Raw genomic sequence first — 16,708 nt, forward strand, 5'->3', positions numbered from 1 at the left:
GCCAGCTGCCGCCGCGGGCCGACACCCTATGAAGCGCAGGCACCAGTGAGGAAACCATGAGCACACAAACCATGCACGCCACTGCAGAGGTAGCTACGCCGCGGCTGACGCGGCGGCAGAGGGCCCGCGTCTCTCTCGGCGTTCAATACGCAATCGGGATCGCCGTCATTGCACTTCTGGCGGTCATGACGGACTGGGCAACCTTCAGTGCCGCATTCCTAAGGTTCGACATCCTTGAGCGGATGCTCCCGCGGGTGATCCTCATCGGGCTTGTGAACACCATCATTTACGCGGCGTTGGCCTTCGTCTTCGCCTTCGTCGTAGGGCTGCTTCTGGCCATGATGAGGCTGAGTTCGGTTGCAGCCTATCGGTGGTTCGCCACCGCCTACGTCGAGTTTTTCCGCGGGGTACCTGCCCTCGTCGTCCTCTTCATGGTGGCCTACGGCATTCCCAACGCATTCCCGGGCTTCCAGTTCCCCGGAGACAAGTACGGCATGGTGATGGTCGGCCTAGGCATCACTGCGGCCGCCTACATGGCGGAAACCTTCCGGGCCGGCATCCAGGCGGTGCCAAAGGGACAGTTCGAAGCTGCGCGGACCCTGGGGATGAGCCACACGCGGACGATGGCGACGATCGTCATCCCGCAGGCCTTCCGGGTCGTGATACCGCCGCTCACCAACGAGATGATCCTCCTGGTCAAGGACTCATCCTTGGTCTATGTCCTCGGGGTGACGGCCGCCCAGTATGAGCTCACGAAGTTCGCCCAGGACTTCCTGAACCGCTCCGTGAACGCCACCCCCCTGATTGTCGCCGCACTGTGCTACCTGGCGATCACCCTTCCTCTGTCCGGCCTCGTGCGCAAGCTCGAAGCCCGCTACGCGAAAGCACGCTGATCATGCCCACCACATCGACCCCGGCACCCGAGGGTGCCACAAGCTCGCACGCAATCTCGATCCGCAACCTCAAAAAGAGCTTTGGCGGCAACGAAGTGCTGAAGGACATCTCCCTCGAGATAAACCCCGGTGAAGTCGTCTGCATCATCGGCCCCTCCGGGTCGGGCAAGTCGACGCTGCTGCGCTGCGTGAACCTGCTCGAAACCCCGACGTCGGGCACTGTCCTCGTCGGTCCGGACGAGGTAACCCACCCCGACGCCGACCTGGACCGCATCCGTCGGCGCATCGGGATGGTGTTTCAATCCTTCAACCTCTTCCCGCACCTGACCGTCCTTGAGAACCTCACCGTCGCCCAGGTCAAGGTCCTCAAGCGCCGCAAAGAGGACGCGATAGCGACCGCCCGGCTCAACCTCCACCGAGTCGGCATGTCGCACAAGGAGGACTCGTACCCGACTCAGCTCTCGGGAGGCCAGCAGCAGCGCGTGGCGATCGCGCGGTCACTTTCGATGGAGCCGGAGCTGATGCTTTTCGACGAACCGACGTCGGCACTTGACCCCGAACTCGTCGGGGAGGTCCTGGCCGTCATGAAGTCGCTCGCCAATGAAGGAATGACGATGGTCATTGTCACCCATGAAATGGCTTTCGCGCGTGAGGTGGCCGATCGCGTGGTCTTCATGGATGGCGGCTACATCGTCGAGCAGGGCCTTGCCCTGGACGTCATCGGCAACCCGCAGGAAGACCGCACGAAGTCGTTCCTCCACCGGGTTCTCAACCCGATGGTGATCGATGCGGAAGAGGTAATCCAAGAGGAGAAGCTTTCCACGGCTTCCTGACCCCTGACCGGCGCCCGGGTGATACCCGCAGGCGTGGACGCGCGGCCCGTTGAATTGCCAAGAACCGGAACGAGGCAGGAACAGACATGACGATTGAAGAGACGATGACGGCGGCTGCGTCGCCACTGGCGCCCCAGTGGCTGGGGGCTCCCGCCGACCTGAATGCCCTCCCCTCCAAGGTCTGGGCGAGCACCGTGAGCCGGTCGGCATCGGGGGAGTTGCAGGTGGGCGGGGTCGGTGTCTTGGAACTGGCAGGCGAATTCGGTACCCCCGCCTACGTCATATCCGAGGACGACTTTCGAAGGCGCGCACGGGCATTCCTCACGGCGTTCAATGAGGCTTTCGAGCCGCTGTGCGGCGGGGTTGACGTCTACTACGCCGGCAAGTCATTCCTGTGTGTCGAGGTTGCGCGATGGGCGGTCGACGAAGGGCTGCGGCTTGATACCTGCTCCGGCGGGGAGCTGGCGCTCGCGGCCCGTGCCGGCATCGAAGGTTTGAAGCTGGGATTGCACGGCAACAACAAGTCCGACGCCGAACTGGTCCGTGCGCTCGACATGGGAGTTGGCCGGATCGTCGTCGACAGCCTTCAGGAACTCTCGCGCGTGGGAGAACTCGCCCGGGAGCGGGGCGCCACTGCTCCTGTTCTGCTGCGGCTTACGCCCGGCGTTCACGCCGAGACCCACGAGTTCATTGCGACAGCCCACGAGGACCAGAAATTCGGCCTCTCGATGGCCTCTGCCGATGGGCGCGTCTCCGCGGCCGAAACCGCCGTAACCGCGGCCCTGCACAATCCGGGCGTACAGCTTCTGGGAATTCACTGCCACATCGGCTCGCAGATCTTTTCCCCCGAGGGCTTCGCCCTCGCCGCCGAACGGCTTCTGGAGTTCATCGCCGAAATGCGAAGGATCCACGGCATTGTGTTGAAGGAACTCGACCTGGGCGGGGGATACGGCATCGCCTACACGGAGGCCGACCACCCTCAGGAGATCACGGATGTTGCCCGGGCCATGGCCCGCGTCGTCGCCGACTCCTGCGCCCACCTTGGCATTGAGATCCCGAGGATCTCCATTGAGCCCGGCCGCGCTGTCGTCGGCAGCTCCACCTTCACCCTGTACGAGGTGGGTACGCTCAAGACGAACTACGTCGAGCGCGGATCCGGCATATATCCCCGGCGGTACGTCTCCGTCGACGGAGGAATGAGCGATAACCCGCGCCCCCTCTTGTATGGTGCCGACTATTCCGCAAGCCTGGCTTCCCGCACCTCGGACGCCGGCCCCGTTCTGTCCCGGGTGGTCGGCCGGCACTGCGAGAGCGGGGACATCGTGGTCCGCGACGCCTACCTTCCGGCCGATCTCGAACCCGGGGATCTCCTTGCAGTGCCCGGCACCGGGGCATACTGCTGGGTTCTCTCAAGCAACTACAACTACACGCCCCGCCCTCCGGTCGTCGCCGTCTCAGGTGGGCGCGCCCGCCTGATCGTTCGGGGGGAAACCGAAGACGACCTCTTCCGGCGCGACATATGGGCCTGAAAAAGTCCGGCCGTCTAGTCCACCACTTTCCTTCCTGATTTTCGGTCCGGAAGCGGGGGCAGGAAAGTACCATTGCTTCCAGTTCCGGTCGGCACGGCCAGTCATCGAACGGATGCATTTACGGAGGTAAGGCATGTCCGACCAGGGAGCGGCCGCGGGTCTTCCCGTGTTCGAAAGCATCCGGCGTCAGCTGTCCGAGATGTCGGCCGCGGAGCGCAAGGTGGCTCGGACCCTGCTCGGCGGGCCGGCCGCCACCGGGCTCGCATCATCAACCAAGCTCGCACGCCTCGCGCAGGTGAGCGGGCCCACAGTGATCCGCTTCGTCAACCATCTCGGCTATGGCACCTACGCGGAGTTCCAGGAGGCGGTGAAGGTCGAGGTGGTCGCGCGGGTGACGACGCCGGTCGAGCTGTACCCCGAGGCGCAGAGCGCCGCAGGGAGCGAGCTCCACGACTTCTCGGCCACCCTCAGTTCGGCGATCTCCGACACAATGAACCGGTTGTCCTCCGAGGACATCAACGCGGCGGCGAACCTTCTGGCCGACCCCCGCCGCAAGGTGCTCGTCTTCGGCGGATGGTTCAGCTCGTCCCTGGCCCGGCACCTGTCCGCCATGCTTCAGGAGCTGCGGCCGGGGGTTGAATTCGTGGACGAAGCACGCACCCGGCGTGTGGCGGCACTCTGCGATGCCGACAAACGCACGACAGCGGTTGCTTTCGATTTCCGTCGCTATGAGGCCGAGACCGAAAAGCTTGGAAGATCGCTCGTCGAACAGGGCGCCAAGCTCATCCTCTTCACCGACCCCTGGCTGTCTCCCTTAGCGGACGTGGCAAGTGCGGTCCTGCCGGCATCGGTGGGAACTCCGAGGCCATTCGAGTCCTACGTGTCCAGCCTGGCGGTGGTGGAAGCCCTGACGTCACGCGTGGTCGACCTGACGTCCGACTCTTCCCGAGCCAGGTTCGAACGCTTTGGCTCCTTCGTTGACACACTGGTCCCGCACTGGGAATACCGGCAGGAGGTCGAGGAGACAGCCGCGGCGGGTACGTCAGTCAGGGGAAGGGCCGCAGAGGTCTGAGGATGGTCTCGGTGAACCCGGCGGTGCGGCGGAAACATTGGAGTCCCGCTGATCAGGTCACGATCGCCTATCGATCGGGTGGAAAGCAGCGGTCAGGCCCAGCGAGGTCGAGTGGACCCATCCCAGTTGCTAGCGTTGAACCAATGACTTCCCCGAGTTCAGGTGTTGTGACGCCTCCGAAGACCTCCGTCCGTTCGAGCCTCGCCAACGCGTTGCGCGGTGCCCTGATCGGTCTGGTGGAGCTTGTTCCGGGAATCTCTGGCGGTACCGTCGCGCTCGTCCTGGGGGTATTCGACCGCCTGATTTCTTCGGCCAACCATCTCATCGGTGGACTCCTGCGGGTCATGGTGAAGCGTGAGCGAAGGAGTTCCAGACGCCTGTCCGCAGGTGTTGAGTGGTCGCTGATTCTGCCGCTGGTCGGCGGCATGCTCGTGGCTCTGTTCATCCTGTCCGGACCGCTGCACACCTTCGTGGAGACACAGCCGACGATCTCCAGCGCTTTGTTCCTCGGGATGGTGGCGGCGAGCCTGCTGGTGCCGATCACCATGGGCAGGGAGGCGGGGCCCTCCACCACGGTCTCCAAAGTTGTCGGGCCCGTCGTCGTACTCGTGGTTGCTTCGGCCGTGTTCTGGCTCTTGGGCCTGCCCACGGCGCAGGTAGAGGATCCCGCTGGCTGGGTTCTGGTTCTGAGCGGGGCAGCTGCGGTCTGCGCCCTGGCTCTCCCCGGGCTCTCGGGCTCCTTTATTCTGCTGACCTTCGGCATGTACGAACCGACGCTCGAGGCTGTCAGCACGCGGAACGGCGGTTACCTGGCACTTTTCGTGGCCGGTGCGGTCCTTGGACTCGTCTCCGTGGTCCAGGTCCTCGCATACCTCCTACGTGCCCATCGCCGCGCTACCCTCTTTGTGGCCATTGGCCTAATGCTCGGTTCACTGCGGGCACTTTGGCCTTGGCAGGAGAACAGCGCGCTCCTGCCGCCCGGCGAAACGTGGGCTGGACCGCTCCTCGCCTGCCTCGGCGGCGCTGCCCTGGTCCTGCTCCTCTGGTGGCGGGACCGTCACACCACACGGACTGCTGTGCAAATTGGCGGGGAGAAACGGGTCCCCTGACCACATCCAAAACCCGCGTCCACGGCGTGGGGAGCAGGCCGTTGCCCGGAGTGGGGTGTCATCCGACCGACGGTTTCTCCTGCCGGTACATCGGGGCCATTGTGCCGAGCGGATCCATCCGACGCAGCATTGCGTCGGTGATCGCCGTGAGTTGGGAGAGCTGATCCGGGGTCAACGCGTCGATGACGTTCTGGCGCACGTTGGCCACGTGTCCGGGCGCCGTAGCTACGACTTTCCGCCGGCCCTCGCTCGTCAGCCTGGCATTGGTGGCCCGCGCATCCTCGGGGCAGGGGAACCGCTGCACCAAGCCCCGGGCCTCCAGGCGCCGCACCACGTGGGAGAGGCGGGGCAGCGTCGCGTTGGTTTGAGCGGCCAGCGTCGTCATGCGCAGGGTTTCCCCGTCGGCTTCCGAGAGCATCGCGAGCACGTAGTAGTCGAAGTGCGTAAGGTTCGCGTCCCGGCGCAGCTGGGAGTCAAGCACCCCTGGCAGCAACTCGACCACGGCCACAAGCCGTTTCCAAGCCGCGAGTTCATCATCCGAAAGCCACAGCGTATCCACAGGGCCATCCTCCCAAACAACCGTCAACCGCCGAGCCCGACGTCGGCCCCGGTGGCATCTCGGCGGTATCGGTGACAAGTGAGACCACGCTCGCCCGCAGGTGCGGGCTGGGCGGCGGGACGCAACAGCCGCCGCCCAGCGCTCCGGGAATGATCGCCACGGTGGCGGGGTGTCAGCCCTGTACGGCGAAGCCGCCGCTCCAGGAGATCTTCTCGCCGGCTGCAAGGGTGATCTGCAGGAAGCCGAGCGCTTCCAGCTCCCGGGCGCGGCGCAGCGGGCCCGCATCGATCGCCTTGAGTCCGCCTGCGGTCACGACGTCGGCGAGCTGGGACTTCGCGTCAGCGTCGTCTCCGGCAATCAGCACAGTGGTGGGCACTCCGGCGACGGTGCCCTCGGCCAGCGTTGCGGCGAAGTTGGTGTTGAAGGCTTTGATGACGCGCGAATCAGGAAGCGCGGCCTGGATTTCCGCTGTCGCCGAGGAGTCCGCGGGCACCGTGAGGGAGTCGAAAGTCTCGAAATCCATCGGGTTGGTGAGGTCGACGACGACCTTGCCGGCCAGCTGCCCGCTGCGCTGGCCGAGCACGGTGCTGACGGCGGGGTAGGGAACGGCCAAGACAACGATGTCGCCCGTTACCGGCTTATCGGTGTCGCTGCTTCCGAAAACTTCGACTGTGTTGCCGCCCTTTTCGACGATGCTGGCAATGGCCGGGCCCATGTTGCCCCTGCCGAGGATGCTCACAGTGGTCATGTCGATCTCCTTCGAGTTGGCGCATCAGTTGATGCTTCAAGTAAACTACCGGTTATTAGTTGTAGATACAACCATTTCGGGCTATGCGCGTTCCACCGGTCGGCGGGCGTGCGGCATGACAAGGCACCCGCCGCGTCCCGGCGGATCGGTCGGGGAGACCCGGTCCTACCGGCCGGGCTCGCGGGCGAGTGCCTTGTCATGCTCGATGTGGGCGCTGCGGATGAGGTCCATGAATTCGGTTTCGTTCCGGATCAGGCGCTTGTACTTCTCGGGGAGCTTCCGGATTTCCTGCTCCTCGGCGCAGAGCTTGGCGTAGATCCGCTCCCGCTCCACGATGTCCGTCTCGTAGTTGAGGTCGAGGTAGTCCGTCGCGTGGCGCTTGGCGCCGGAGACGGCGTTCTTGGCCTTGCCCTTGGGGCTGTAGACCGAGGCGAGGACGGTCACCACGAGGACTCCCAAGATGACCGTGAGGGACACCCCGGTGCTGACCTCCACAACGGGCACTTTCTCGCCGTCATTGATGAACGGAAGGTTGTTTTCATGAAGGGCGTGAAGGATGAGTTTGACCCCGATGAAGCCAAGGATGACGGCGAGGCCGTATGAGAGGTAGATCAGGCGGTCCAGGAGGCCGTCGATCAGGAAGAAGAGTTGCCGCAGGCCCATCAGGGAGAACGCCGTTGCGGTGAAGACGATGAACACGTTCTGCGTCAGGCCGAAGATCGCAGGGATCGAATCCAGGGCGAAAAGGATGTCCGTTCCGCCGATGGCGATCATGACCAGCAGCATCGGAGTCAGGACCCGCTTACCGTTCTCGATGGTGAACAGCTTGTCGCCGTCGTAGTGCTGTGAGGCCGGCAGGAAGCGCCGGGCCAGGCGCACCATGGCCGGTTCGGCGTCCGCGTCATGGCCGCCCGGCTTGAGCAGGTTCCCGGCGGTGAGCAGCAGGATCAGCCCGAAGATGTAGAACACCCAGGCGAAGGAGTTGATGAGGGCCGCACCAAGGAAGATGAACGCGGTGCGGGCGATGAGCGAGAACACGATGCCGAACAGCAGCACCTTCTGCTGGTCCGCACGCGGCACCCTAAAGCTGGCCATGATGATCAGGAACACGAAAAGGTTGTCCACCGAGAGAGCTTTTTCGGTGACATAACCGGCGAAATACTCGGTTCCCATGGTTGGCCCGCCGAAGATCAGCACGCCCACCCCGAACAGCAGGGCGATCCCCACATAAATGGAGGACCAGATTGCCGACTCCCGCAGGCTGGGGGTGTGGGCCTTGCGGACGTGGAAGAAGAAATCGAAGACAAGCAGGCCGACAATCCCAATGACCGTCACGATCCATACAGAAGTGGGTACATCCATCCGGAGTCTCTCCTTTGCCAGGCGCAGGGTTCCTTCCGCGCAGGGTTCGCTCCAACGATACTGGGACGAACCCGGACCCATCCCGAAGAGTCGCCGACATGACGGAGCCGGGCTCTTCGGCTCCGGCCGGGGGAGGATTTGCCCCTGCACGGTAAGCTTAAAACTCCTGACCATCCCCAACCGGAAGGCCACGGACTCGTGCTGATCATCCTCCTAGTGCTGTTTGTGGGCGCACTTGCCGCGCCCCTGCTGTTCCGGCGCTTCGGACGGTCGGCTTTCTTTCTTCTTGCCGCTCTACCGGGAGCATCCTTTATCTGGCTGATGGCGACGTACCGCCAGTACACGCAGGCCGGGCAGGGACTGCCCGCAGGCATGCCCAATGCCCCGCCGTCGGTCACGGTTCCCTGGGTTCCCAGCCTCCAGCTCGAGCTGGCGTTCCGCATTGATGCCCTCGCGGCCGTGCTCTGCATCCTGATTCTCGGCATCGGCGCGCTCGTCCTCCTTTACTGTGCGAGGTACTTCAAGGAGGACGACCCCGACCTTGGGGCGTTCGGGGCGCAACTTCTCGCCTTCGCCGGGGCCATGTTCGGACTTGTGACCGCTGATGACCTGATCCTGATGTTCATCTTCTGGGAACTCACCACGATCCTGTCCTACCTGCTGATCGGGTATTCACGGCATCGGCTCTCGGCCCGCAGGTCGGCCCTGCAGGCACTTATCGTCACCACCTTCGGTGGACTGGCGATGCTCGTGGGCCTCGTCATTCTTGGCCAGGAGGCCGGCACCTACCGCATCTCCGAAATCCTGGCGGGAGCGGAGAGACTGGCCGCCCGCGGAACATTGATCGACGTCGCCATCGCACTCGTCCTGGTCGGGGCGATCACCAAGTCGGCCCTCGTGCCGTTCCACTTCTGGCTGCCCGGCGCCATGGCGGCGCCCACCCCCGTCAGCGCCTACCTCCATGCCGCAGCGATGGTCAAGGCCGGAGTGTTCATCGTGGCCCGCTTCGCGCCCGGCTTCAGTGACACTGCCTTCTGGCATCCGGTGGTCATGACGCTGGGCATGCTGACAATGCTGGTCGGCGGCTGGCGTGCGCTGCGTCAATCCGACCTCAAACTGATCCTCGCCTACGGGACCGTCAGCCAACTGGGGTTCCTCACCATGGTGGTCGGGCTTGGCGGGCCTGACGGTGCACTTGCCGGCCTGGGGCTCCTGCTGGCCCACGGCTTCTTCAAGGCCACGCTTTTCCTTGTGGTTGGCATCATCGACCACACAACGGGCACTCGTGACATCGGGAAGCTGTCCGGGGTGGGGCGCTCAGCGCCGATCCTCGCAGCCACGGCGGTAATCGCCGCTGCCTCGATGGCGGGGATCCCGCCCCTGCTCGGCTTCGTGGCAAAGGAATCCGTCTACGAAGCGTTCGTGCACCTGGCGGACGGTGGTTCCAGCATCACCGGCGTGCTCCTCCTCGGCGGCATCGTCCTTGGATCAATCCTCACCTTCGCCTACAGTGCCCGCTTCGTCTGGGGCGGGTTCGCCGCAAAATCCGGCATGGAACCCACCGAGATCAAACGCATCCGCACGTCTCTAATTTCCGCTCCCGCCCTGCTGGCGGCGGCGACAGTGGTCTTCGGCCTCTGGCCGGCTCCGCTCAACTCCGCCATCCAGCCGTACGTGTCGCTGTTCGACGCCCCCGAGAAACCGGTTTCGCTGGCCCTCTGGCATGGATGGACCCTGGCGCTCCTGCTGTCGGCCATCACCATCGCCACCGGCGTCGTCCTGTTCCTGCTGCGGGTGCGGGTCGAACGGCTGCAGGACAGGTTCCACCCGCTGATTGACGCGGAACGCACCTATCGAAGCGGTATCGGCGTGCTCGATGACCTCGCGGTCTGGGTCACCGGACGCACCCAGCGTGGTTCGCTCTCGTTCTACCTCTTCGTCATCCTGGCCACCGCCGTGGCGACGCCGCTGGCCGCCCTCATCCGGTTCGACGCACCCCTGCCCTCGAACTTTCGTGTCGCAGAATCCCCGGCGCAGCTGATCGTCGGCGCCGTCATCCTCGTGGGCATCGTCGCGGCGTTGCGCGCCAACAAGCGCTTCATGGCGGTGCTGATGGTCGGAATCACGGGATACGGGATGGCCGCCATCTACGCACTGCACGGAGCACCGGACCTCGCGCTAACGCAGATGCTCGTCGAGACGATCGTGCTCGTGGCTTTCGTCCTGGCCCTGCGTTCACTGCCGGCACGCCTGTGGAACCGGAAGGAAAGCCGGCACCGGCTGCTCCGCGCGGGTCTGGGCATCGCCTTCGGCGGGATCATGGCCGTTATTGCGATGTCGGCCATGGCCTCGAGGAACGCCGCGCCGATTTCGCTCGCCTACCCGGAACTGGCCTACAACGACGGCGGCGGGGCGAACGCCGTCAACGTCCTGCTCGTTGACATCCGTGCGTGGGACACGCTGGGCGAAATCACCGTTCTGGCGATCGCCGCCACCGGCATCGCAAGCCTGATCTTCATCCGTGGCCGCGGCGACAAGCGGCACCGGGCCGACGGTGTGGAAGACGGCTCCGTGGACCGGGGCCAGGAACCCCTCAACGCCGGCGGCCGTGAAGCGGCAGCCCGTAAGCTGGCCGCCCGCTTCGCCGCCGTGTCCCGTGATGCCTGGCTCGTCGCCGGCCGGACCCTGGCTCCGGAGCGCCGCTCAATCATCTTCGAAGTCATCACCCGGCTGATTTTCCACACGATCATCGTGCTCTCGATCTACCTTCTGTTCGCCGGACACAACCTTCCCGGCGGCGGTTTTGCAGGCGGGCTCATGGCGGGCCTCGCCCTTGCCGTGCGGTATCTGGCCGGAGGGCGTTTTGAACTCGCTGAGGCCAGCCCGGTGAGCGCCGGAGCGCTCCTGGGCATCGGACTGGCCATCGTATCGCTCACAGCGGCGGCGCCCCTGCTCCTCGACGGCGCGGTGCTGGAGAGCTACATCCTCGAGTTCTGGCTGCCGGTCTTCGGGGAGGTGAAGTTCGTTACCTCAACGATCTTCGATATCGGCGTGTACCTCATCGTCGTCGGCCTCGTCCTCGACGTGCTGCGCAGCCTCGGCTCGGAAATCGACGATCGCAGCGAGACCGAGAGTCCGGTGGAGGAAGCTCCCGGGGCCGAGGCCGTCGTTCCGGCAACCATCGAAGGAGGCCGTCCGTGACGATCAACATCACCCTCATCGTGCTCATGGCTGCCTTCTTCGCTGCCGGGATCTACCTGCTGCTCGAACGCAGCCTGACCCGCGTTCTGCTCGGGCTGATTCTCATCGGAAATGGAGCGAACATCCTGATTCTGGCAACCAGCGGGGGAGGAGGGAAGTCCCCGCTTTACGTTTCGGGGACCGCCGCGGAGGAGTACACCGACAGCCTGCCGCAGGCGCTGATCCTCACGGCGATCGTCATCACCTTCGCCGTCACGGCCTTCATGCTCGGCATCATCTACCGCTCGTGGGTGCTGGGCCGCCAGGACGATGTGCAGGATGACCCTGAGGATCGGCGCGTCGCGGACCAGGACAGCTATGACGAAGAGGACGATGCCGACGTTCCCGCCGACACCTCTGAATTCTTCGACCCCGCCGTGGGACCCGGCGACGCACCGGCCGGAGACCCCCGGCCGGTGCGCGCCACCAGGCAGCCGACGGGAGGGGACCGATGAACGTCGCCAACCTCGCTCCCCTCGCCGTGGTCCTGCCCTTCCTGGGCGCCGCCGTGACGTTCATCCTCATCCGGCATCCGCGCGCCCAGCGGGTGGTGAGCATCTCGACAGTCAGCATCACGCTGTTCATCGAAGTGATCCTGCTCCTCAACGCGCCCTCGGCCGGAACCCACGCAGTCCGGCTCGGGGGCTGGGAGCCGCCGTTCGGCATCGTGCTTGTCGTCGACCAGTTTTCCGCCCTCATGCTCGTGGTCTCCTCGGCGGTCAGCCTCGCGGTGCTCATCTATGCGGCGGGCCAGGGTATTGCCGACGGCGACGAGGACGGCCCGGTCTCGATCTTCCATCCCACCTACCTCATCCTTGTGGCCGGGGTGTCCAACGCGTTCCTTACCGGCGACCTCTTCAACCTCTACGTCGGCTTTGAGATCCTCCTGACAGCCAGCTACGTGCTCATGACGCTGGGCGGCACCGCGCCGCGCATCCGCGCGGGAGTCACCTACGTCGTCGTCAGCGTGGTGTCGTCGATGCTGTTCCTCATTGCGATCGGGATGATCTACGGCGCCACAGGCACCATCAACATGGCCGACCTCGCGGTGAAGCTCGAGGACGTCGATCCGGCGACGCAGATGGTGCTGCACCTGATGTTGCTTGTCGCGTTCGGCATCAAGGCCGCGGTGTTCCCTCTGTCCTTCTGGCTTCCGGACTCCTACCCGACCGCGCCCGCCCCGGTGACCGCGGTGTTCGCCGGGCTTCTGACCAAAGTGGGCGTCTACGCGATGGTGCGCGTCGAGACGCTGCTGTTCCCCGGTGACCGCATCAATTCGCTGCTCATGGTCGTCGCGCTGCTCACGATGGTCGTCGGCATCCTGGGTGCCCTCGCCCAGTCGGATATCAAGCGGCTCCTCTCCTTCACCCTCGTCAGCCATATCGGCTACATGGTCTTCGGGCTGGCCATTTCAACGCGCATCGGCTTGGGTGCGGCCGTGTACTACGTGGCACACCACATCATCGTGCAGACAAGCCTGTTCCTCGTGACTGGGCTGATCGAACGCCGCGGCGGCACGGCCAACGTCGACCGCCTCGGTGGACTCGCCAAGCTCTCCCCGATCCTCGGCGTCCTGTTCTTCCTGCCTGCGATGAACCTCGCGGGAATCCCGCCGTTCTCGGGCTTCCTCGGGAAACTCGGACTCATCCAGGCGGGCGTGGAACTGGGAACACCGCTGGCCTTCGTGCTTATCGCCGGGGGAGTGGCGACAAGCCTGTTGACGCTGCTTGTCATGGCACGTGTCTGGAACCGTGCGTTCTGGCGGACGCCGGAGGACGCAGAGAACCCCGATCCCATCCTGCTGGCGAGCAAGGCCGACGGCTCGCGGGTGGGAACCTCGCGGCATGTCAACCGGCAGGGCACCGGCCGCTTCGCCGGAAGGGATGCGGTGACGCTGCTTCCCGCCACCATGACCGGGCCGACCATCGGCCTCGTGGCGCTCGGGCTGGCCCTGACGGTCCTTGCCGGCCCGCTCTTTGCCCTCAGCGACAGCGCCGCGCAGGAGATGCTTGACCGCACCCCGTACATCGAGGCCGTCCTGGGCGAGGGGGCCGACGAGTGAGCCGCCAGCGCATTCCCCTGATCACCGAACTTCCCCTCGTCATCTGGCTCATCCTCGTCTGGGGTGCGCTCTGGCAGGACTTCAGCCTCGGAAACCTCGCCTTCGGCGCGATCATCGCCTACGCCGTCGTGAACTTCTTCTACCTGCCGCCCGTCGAACTCTCCGGCCGGTTCAGCGTGCCATGGGCCGCACTGTTCCTTGGACGCTTCCTCTACAAGCTCGTGACGGCCAGCATCCAGGTGTTCTGGCTCGCCGTGGTCAAGGGGCCCTCACTGCACAACGCCGTCATTGCCGTGCAGCTGCGCAGCCATTCGGATTTCCTTGTCACCGCGACAGGCCATGCCATCTCCCTCATCCCCGGCTCCCTGGTGCTCGAGGTGGACCGGTCGACCTCGACGCTGTACCTGCACTGCCTGAATGTCTCTACGGATCTCGACGCCGAGGCCGTCCGCCGCGATGTCCGCGCCACTGAGGCCTGGCTCATCCGAATGATGGGCACCCGCGCCGAACTGAACAGCCTCAGGGCCGAGGAGGTCAGACAATGACCGCGGTGATCTATGTCGTGGGAGGAATACTTTCGGTGGCGACGGCCCTCACCCTGTACCGGGTGGTGCGCGGACCTTCCATCCTCGACCGCGTCCTTGCGCTCGATGTTCTTCTCGCCATCATCGGCGCGGCCCTGGTGCTCAACATGGTGGTGAACCGGCACCTCGACAACCTTGTCCTCCTCGTCGCCATTTCCCTGATCGGGTTCATCGGTTCGGTCACTGTGTCCCGCTTCGTCACGGACAGGAAGTAGCGCCCATGATCAGCGATGTCATCGTCTCGATCCTCCTGATCGGTGGAGCCCTGATGTCCCTGGCCGCGGGGATCGGCCTTGCGCGGTTCCCCGATCTCCTCTCGCGCATGCACGCCGGGACCAAGCCCCAGGTCCTTGGCCTGCTCCTGTTCCTCCTGGCGCTCGCGGTCGAGATCGAGGGATGGCTGTTTGTGCCGGTGCTCGTGCTCTGCTGGGTGTTCCAGCTGCTGACCAGCCCGGTCTCGGCACACATGGTGGGCCGGGCGGGCTATCGAACCAGGCACCTCCGGCGGGACCTGCTCACCCTCGACGAGCTCGACGACATCGTAAACCGGGCAGCCGACGCCGATCCCCGCCCGCACCGGGAGTAGACGGCCGGGGCATGGGCGAACGACGCCCCCGGCGGCAGCAGGCCTGTCAGATCCAGCCCTGCTGCCACGCGATCGCCGCTGCCTCATGGCGTGACGGCGCGTCGAGCTTGGTCATGGCGGAGGAGACGTAATTGCGCACCGTTCCCGGTGCCAGGTGCAGCTCCCGGGCGATTGTCTGGAGGCTGGCGCCCTGCCGCCCGTGGCGCAGCACGTCGAGTTCGCGTGAAGTCAGCGGGCAGGCCTCCCCGGTCAAAGCGCTTGCGGCAATGTCCGGGTCGACATAGCGGCGGCCGGCCGCGACATCACGGATGACCTCGGCCAGCTGGCCAGCGGGAGTCGATTTCGGGACGAACCCTGAAACCTTGCTCGCCAGCGCCCGGCGCAGCACCCCCGGACGGGCATGCCGGGTGACGATGACGACGCGCGTCGCCACCGACCTCAGGATCTCCTCGGCGGCGTAGATGCCGTCCGTCGGCGGCATCTCCAGATCGAGCACGCACACGTCCGGTGCATGCTCCCTGGCAAGGCGTACCGCGTCCGTTCCATTGTCGGCACTGGCCACCACCTTGAGGTCCGGTTCCAAGCCCAGCAACGCCTCAAGGGCGCCGCGGATCAGGTGTTCGTCGTCGGCGAGAACCACCCGGATCACGGCCGCGCCTCCCCTGCGGCGGTGCGCGGGACGGAAGCACTCGGCACTGAAACACCCTGCACTGAAACACCCTGCACTGAAACACCCTGCACTGAAACACCCTGCGCTGAGGCACCCGGCACTGAAGCACCCGGAAGGGCAGCACGGCCATGGCGGGGAACGGTTGCGGTCAGCTCGAAGTCCCCGCCGCGGCGCTGTGCAGCAATGCCGCCTCCGACGGCTTCGAACCTCTGGCGCAGGCCGTCGATCCCGGACCCGCCGGGGCGCGGGATCTCCTCGCCCAGCACGCCGTCGTTCGTGACAGTGAGGACAAGGTTGTCCCTGGAGCGCTGGAGCCTGAGTGCAACGGCCTGGGCCTCGCTGTGGCGCAGGATATTCGTCGTGGCCTCACGGATGACGAGCCCGAAAAGGGTCCGCTCCTCGGGAGGAAGCCCTTCGGCGTCAACCTCCACCGAGCAGTCAATGCCGGCAGCCCGGAGGACCTCTGCCGCGTTGGCGGCTTCGGAGGCCAGGGAAACCTTCCGGTAGCCGTGGACGAGTGCGCGTGTGTCTTCGAGGGCCGTGCGCGCGAGGTGCTGAACCTCGTTGATCTGGGTGCGGGCGGCCTCCGGGTCGGCGTCGAGCAGGCGGCCCGCGAGCTCCGTCTTCAGGGCGATGACCTGCAGGTGGTGCCCCTGGATGTCGTGCAGGTCGGCCGCAAAGCGCAGCCGTTCCTTCGCGACGGCGAGCTCACAGGAAGTGCTCCGGCTGTCATCGAGGCGCACAACGATCTCCCACCACCAGATGCTGCCCATGAAGAGCAGGGGCGTCATCAGTGCATAGACTGCCGCCGGCACGAGCCCTCCGGCGCCCCATGCCGCTTCAACAACGCTGCGTCCGAGCAGGAAACCGAGCGGTCCATGGAGGGCAAGGGCGGCGAAGCCGGCGCCGAGCACCCACCAGCGAAACCTGCGTCCGACGACGACGGAGAGCGCATTTGCCGCAATCCAGAGCGGCAGCCCACCCACCCAGAGGGTGTGCGGTTGGAAGAGGCAGATGACCCAGAGCGCGGCGGCGGGAAGCAGGAGCCACAGCGTGTAGCGCTGTTCGGGCAACCCGCCCCCCAGCCCGCTCCGGAAGAACCAGCAGTACCGCGTCAATGCCGCGATGGCAGTGACAACCAGGGCGACGATTAGGAGGTCGAACAGCTGCAGTTCGTCGTCACCGCCGTCGAGCATGATTAGTGTGGCAACGATACTGACGAAGACGCTGTAGCCGACGATCGAGCCCACCGTGTAGCGCCAGGTGGCGCGGACGCCCCGGCCCGTGTCGGAAGCGGCGCCCGCCTCCGGTGCCGCGGTCCCCACGGGATCATGCCTGCTGCCGCGAACCCTCAAGAGCACCATGACGTCCATCGTAGAACCATGACATTTGTCATGGTTCCCGCGTGCGGACCACCACGTAAAGAGGTGACGTGGAGCCACTGATGCCCCGTCCGGTGGT

At 65.3% G+C, this 16,708-nt stretch carries 16 protein-coding genes; 11 read left to right on the top strand and 5 right to left on the bottom strand.

Annotation, left to right across the window (positions count from 1 at the left end):
• Positions 1 to 56 precede the first annotated feature (56 nt).
• The 5 genes from AC4D14_RS05965 to AC4D14_RS05985 all read left to right on the top strand — a co-directional run bounded on the left by AC4D14_RS05965 (position 57) and on the right by AC4D14_RS05985 (position 5,436).
• Complete coding sequence (locus AC4D14_RS05965) at positions 57 to 893, top strand: amino acid ABC transporter permease (protein ID WP_490900717.1); 837 nt, start codon at positions 57 to 59, stop codon at positions 891 to 893.
• A gap of 2 nt (positions 894 to 895) precedes the next feature.
• A complete protein-coding gene (locus AC4D14_RS05970; RefSeq protein WP_490900719.1) occupies positions 896 to 1,726 on the top strand; it encodes an amino acid ABC transporter ATP-binding protein in 831 nt (276 codons plus the stop codon).
• A gap of 86 nt (positions 1,727 to 1,812) precedes the next feature.
• Entirely contained in the window at positions 1,813 to 3,255 is a 1,443-nt protein-coding gene (gene lysA, locus AC4D14_RS05975; protein ID WP_490900721.1) for a diaminopimelate decarboxylase, read from the top strand.
• A gap of 133 nt (positions 3,256 to 3,388) precedes the next feature.
• The gene (locus AC4D14_RS05980) at positions 3,389 to 4,327 is read left to right on the top strand and encodes a MurR/RpiR family transcriptional regulator (RefSeq protein WP_490900723.1); all 939 of its coding nucleotides are present in this window, start codon (positions 3,389 to 3,391) and stop codon (positions 4,325 to 4,327) included.
• 143 nt (positions 4,328 to 4,470) lie between these two features.
• On the top strand, positions 4,471 to 5,436 hold the full coding sequence (locus AC4D14_RS05985; protein WP_490900725.1) for a DUF368 domain-containing protein: 966 nt from the start codon (positions 4,471 to 4,473) through the stop codon (positions 5,434 to 5,436).
• Positions 5,437 to 5,494: 58 nt separating this feature from the next.
• On the opposite strand, the gene AC4D14_RS05990 is transcribed toward AC4D14_RS05985, so the two are convergent.
• The 3 genes from AC4D14_RS05990 to AC4D14_RS06000 form a co-directional block, all read right to left on the bottom strand.
• Positions 5,495 to 5,995, bottom strand: coding sequence for a MarR family winged helix-turn-helix transcriptional regulator (locus tag AC4D14_RS05990; RefSeq protein ID WP_490900727.1), 501 nt, complete (start codon positions 5,993 to 5,995; stop codon positions 5,495 to 5,497).
• Positions 5,996 to 6,167: 172 nt separating this feature from the next.
• Positions 6,168 to 6,743, bottom strand: a complete 576-nt coding sequence (locus AC4D14_RS05995) for an NADPH-dependent F420 reductase (protein WP_490900729.1) — start codon at positions 6,741 to 6,743, stop codon at positions 6,168 to 6,170.
• Between the two features lie 165 nt (positions 6,744 to 6,908).
• On the bottom strand, positions 6,909 to 8,105 hold the full coding sequence (locus AC4D14_RS06000) for a TerC family protein (RefSeq protein ID WP_490900731.1): 1,197 nt from the start codon (positions 8,103 to 8,105) through the stop codon (positions 6,909 to 6,911).
• 198 nt (positions 8,106 to 8,303) lie between these two features.
• Here AC4D14_RS06000 and AC4D14_RS06005 point away from each other — a divergent pair, with 198 nt between their 5' ends.
• Genes AC4D14_RS06005 through mnhG form a run of 6 tightly spaced genes read left to right on the top strand, consistent with a single transcriptional unit; the run spans position 8,304 to position 14,577 of the window.
• The gene (locus AC4D14_RS06005) at positions 8,304 to 11,306 is read left to right on the top strand and encodes a Na+/H+ antiporter subunit A (RefSeq protein WP_490900733.1); all 3,003 of its coding nucleotides are present in this window, start codon (positions 8,304 to 8,306) and stop codon (positions 11,304 to 11,306) included.
• Positions 11,303 to 11,800, top strand: a complete 498-nt coding sequence (locus AC4D14_RS06010; RefSeq protein ID WP_490900735.1) for a Na(+)/H(+) antiporter subunit C — start codon at positions 11,303 to 11,305, stop codon at positions 11,798 to 11,800. The genes AC4D14_RS06005 and AC4D14_RS06010 overlap by 4 nt, the downstream gene beginning before the upstream one ends.
• Positions 11,797 to 13,407, top strand: coding sequence for a Na+/H+ antiporter subunit D (locus AC4D14_RS06015; protein WP_490900737.1), 1,611 nt, complete (start codon positions 11,797 to 11,799; stop codon positions 13,405 to 13,407). Before AC4D14_RS06010 ends, AC4D14_RS06015 begins: the two co-directional genes overlap by 4 nt.
• Positions 13,404 to 13,952, top strand: a complete 549-nt coding sequence (locus AC4D14_RS06020) for a Na+/H+ antiporter subunit E (RefSeq protein WP_490900739.1) — start codon at positions 13,404 to 13,406, stop codon at positions 13,950 to 13,952. The genes AC4D14_RS06015 and AC4D14_RS06020 overlap by 4 nt, the downstream gene beginning before the upstream one ends.
• A complete protein-coding gene (locus tag AC4D14_RS06025; RefSeq protein ID WP_490900741.1) occupies positions 13,949 to 14,206 on the top strand; it encodes an MrpF/PhaF family protein in 258 nt (85 codons plus the stop codon). The genes AC4D14_RS06020 and AC4D14_RS06025 overlap by 4 nt, the downstream gene beginning before the upstream one ends.
• Positions 14,207 to 14,211: 5 nt before the next feature.
• Entirely contained in the window at positions 14,212 to 14,577 is a 366-nt protein-coding gene (gene mnhG, locus AC4D14_RS06030) for a monovalent cation/H(+) antiporter subunit G (RefSeq protein WP_490900743.1), read from the top strand.
• 46 nt (positions 14,578 to 14,623) lie between these two features.
• On the opposite strand, the gene AC4D14_RS06035 is transcribed toward mnhG, so the two are convergent.
• Together AC4D14_RS06035 and AC4D14_RS06040 are read right to left on the bottom strand one after the other, a co-directional pair.
• Positions 14,624 to 15,226, bottom strand: a complete 603-nt coding sequence (locus AC4D14_RS06035; RefSeq protein ID WP_490900745.1) for a response regulator transcription factor — start codon at positions 15,224 to 15,226, stop codon at positions 14,624 to 14,626.
• The gene (locus AC4D14_RS06040) at positions 15,223 to 16,611 is read right to left on the bottom strand and encodes a sensor histidine kinase (protein WP_490900747.1); all 1,389 of its coding nucleotides are present in this window, start codon (positions 16,609 to 16,611) and stop codon (positions 15,223 to 15,225) included. Before AC4D14_RS06040 ends, AC4D14_RS06035 begins: the two co-directional genes overlap by 4 nt.
• Positions 16,612 to 16,708: the final 97 nt, after the last annotated feature.

This window comes from Arthrobacter sp. TJ-254, from assembly GCF_058269175.1.

What these genes read in the sequence shown, in the direction of transcription:
- AC4D14_RS05965 (WP_490900717.1), top strand. Translation starts at nt 57, where the DNA reads ATGAGCACACAAACCATGCACGCCACTGCAGAGGTAGCTACGCCGCGG.
- AC4D14_RS05970 (WP_490900719.1), top strand. Translation starts at nt 896, where the DNA reads ATGCCCACCACATCGACCCCGGCACCCGAGGGTGCCACAAGCTCGCAC.
- lysA (WP_490900721.1), top strand. Translation starts at nt 1,813, where the DNA reads ATGACGATTGAAGAGACGATGACGGCGGCTGCGTCGCCACTGGCGCCC.
- AC4D14_RS05980 (WP_490900723.1), top strand. Translation starts at nt 3,389, where the DNA reads ATGTCCGACCAGGGAGCGGCCGCGGGTCTTCCCGTGTTCGAAAGCATC.
- AC4D14_RS05985 (WP_490900725.1), top strand. Translation starts at nt 4,471, where the DNA reads ATGACTTCCCCGAGTTCAGGTGTTGTGACGCCTCCGAAGACCTCCGTC.
- AC4D14_RS05995 (WP_490900729.1), bottom strand. Translation starts at nt 6,743, where the DNA reads ATGACCACTGTGAGCATCCTCGGCAGGGGCAACATGGGCCCGGCCATT.
- AC4D14_RS06000 (WP_490900731.1), bottom strand. Translation starts at nt 8,105, where the DNA reads ATGGATGTACCCACTTCTGTATGGATCGTGACGGTCATTGGGATTGTC.
- AC4D14_RS06015 (WP_490900737.1), top strand. Translation starts at nt 11,797, where the DNA reads ATGAACGTCGCCAACCTCGCTCCCCTCGCCGTGGTCCTGCCCTTCCTG.
- AC4D14_RS06025 (WP_490900741.1), top strand. Translation starts at nt 13,949, where the DNA reads ATGACCGCGGTGATCTATGTCGTGGGAGGAATACTTTCGGTGGCGACG.
- mnhG (WP_490900743.1), top strand. Translation starts at nt 14,212, where the DNA reads ATGATCAGCGATGTCATCGTCTCGATCCTCCTGATCGGTGGAGCCCTG.
- AC4D14_RS06040 (WP_490900747.1), bottom strand. Translation starts at nt 16,611, where the DNA reads ATGGTGCTCTTGAGGGTTCGCGGCAGCAGGCATGATCCCGTGGGGACC.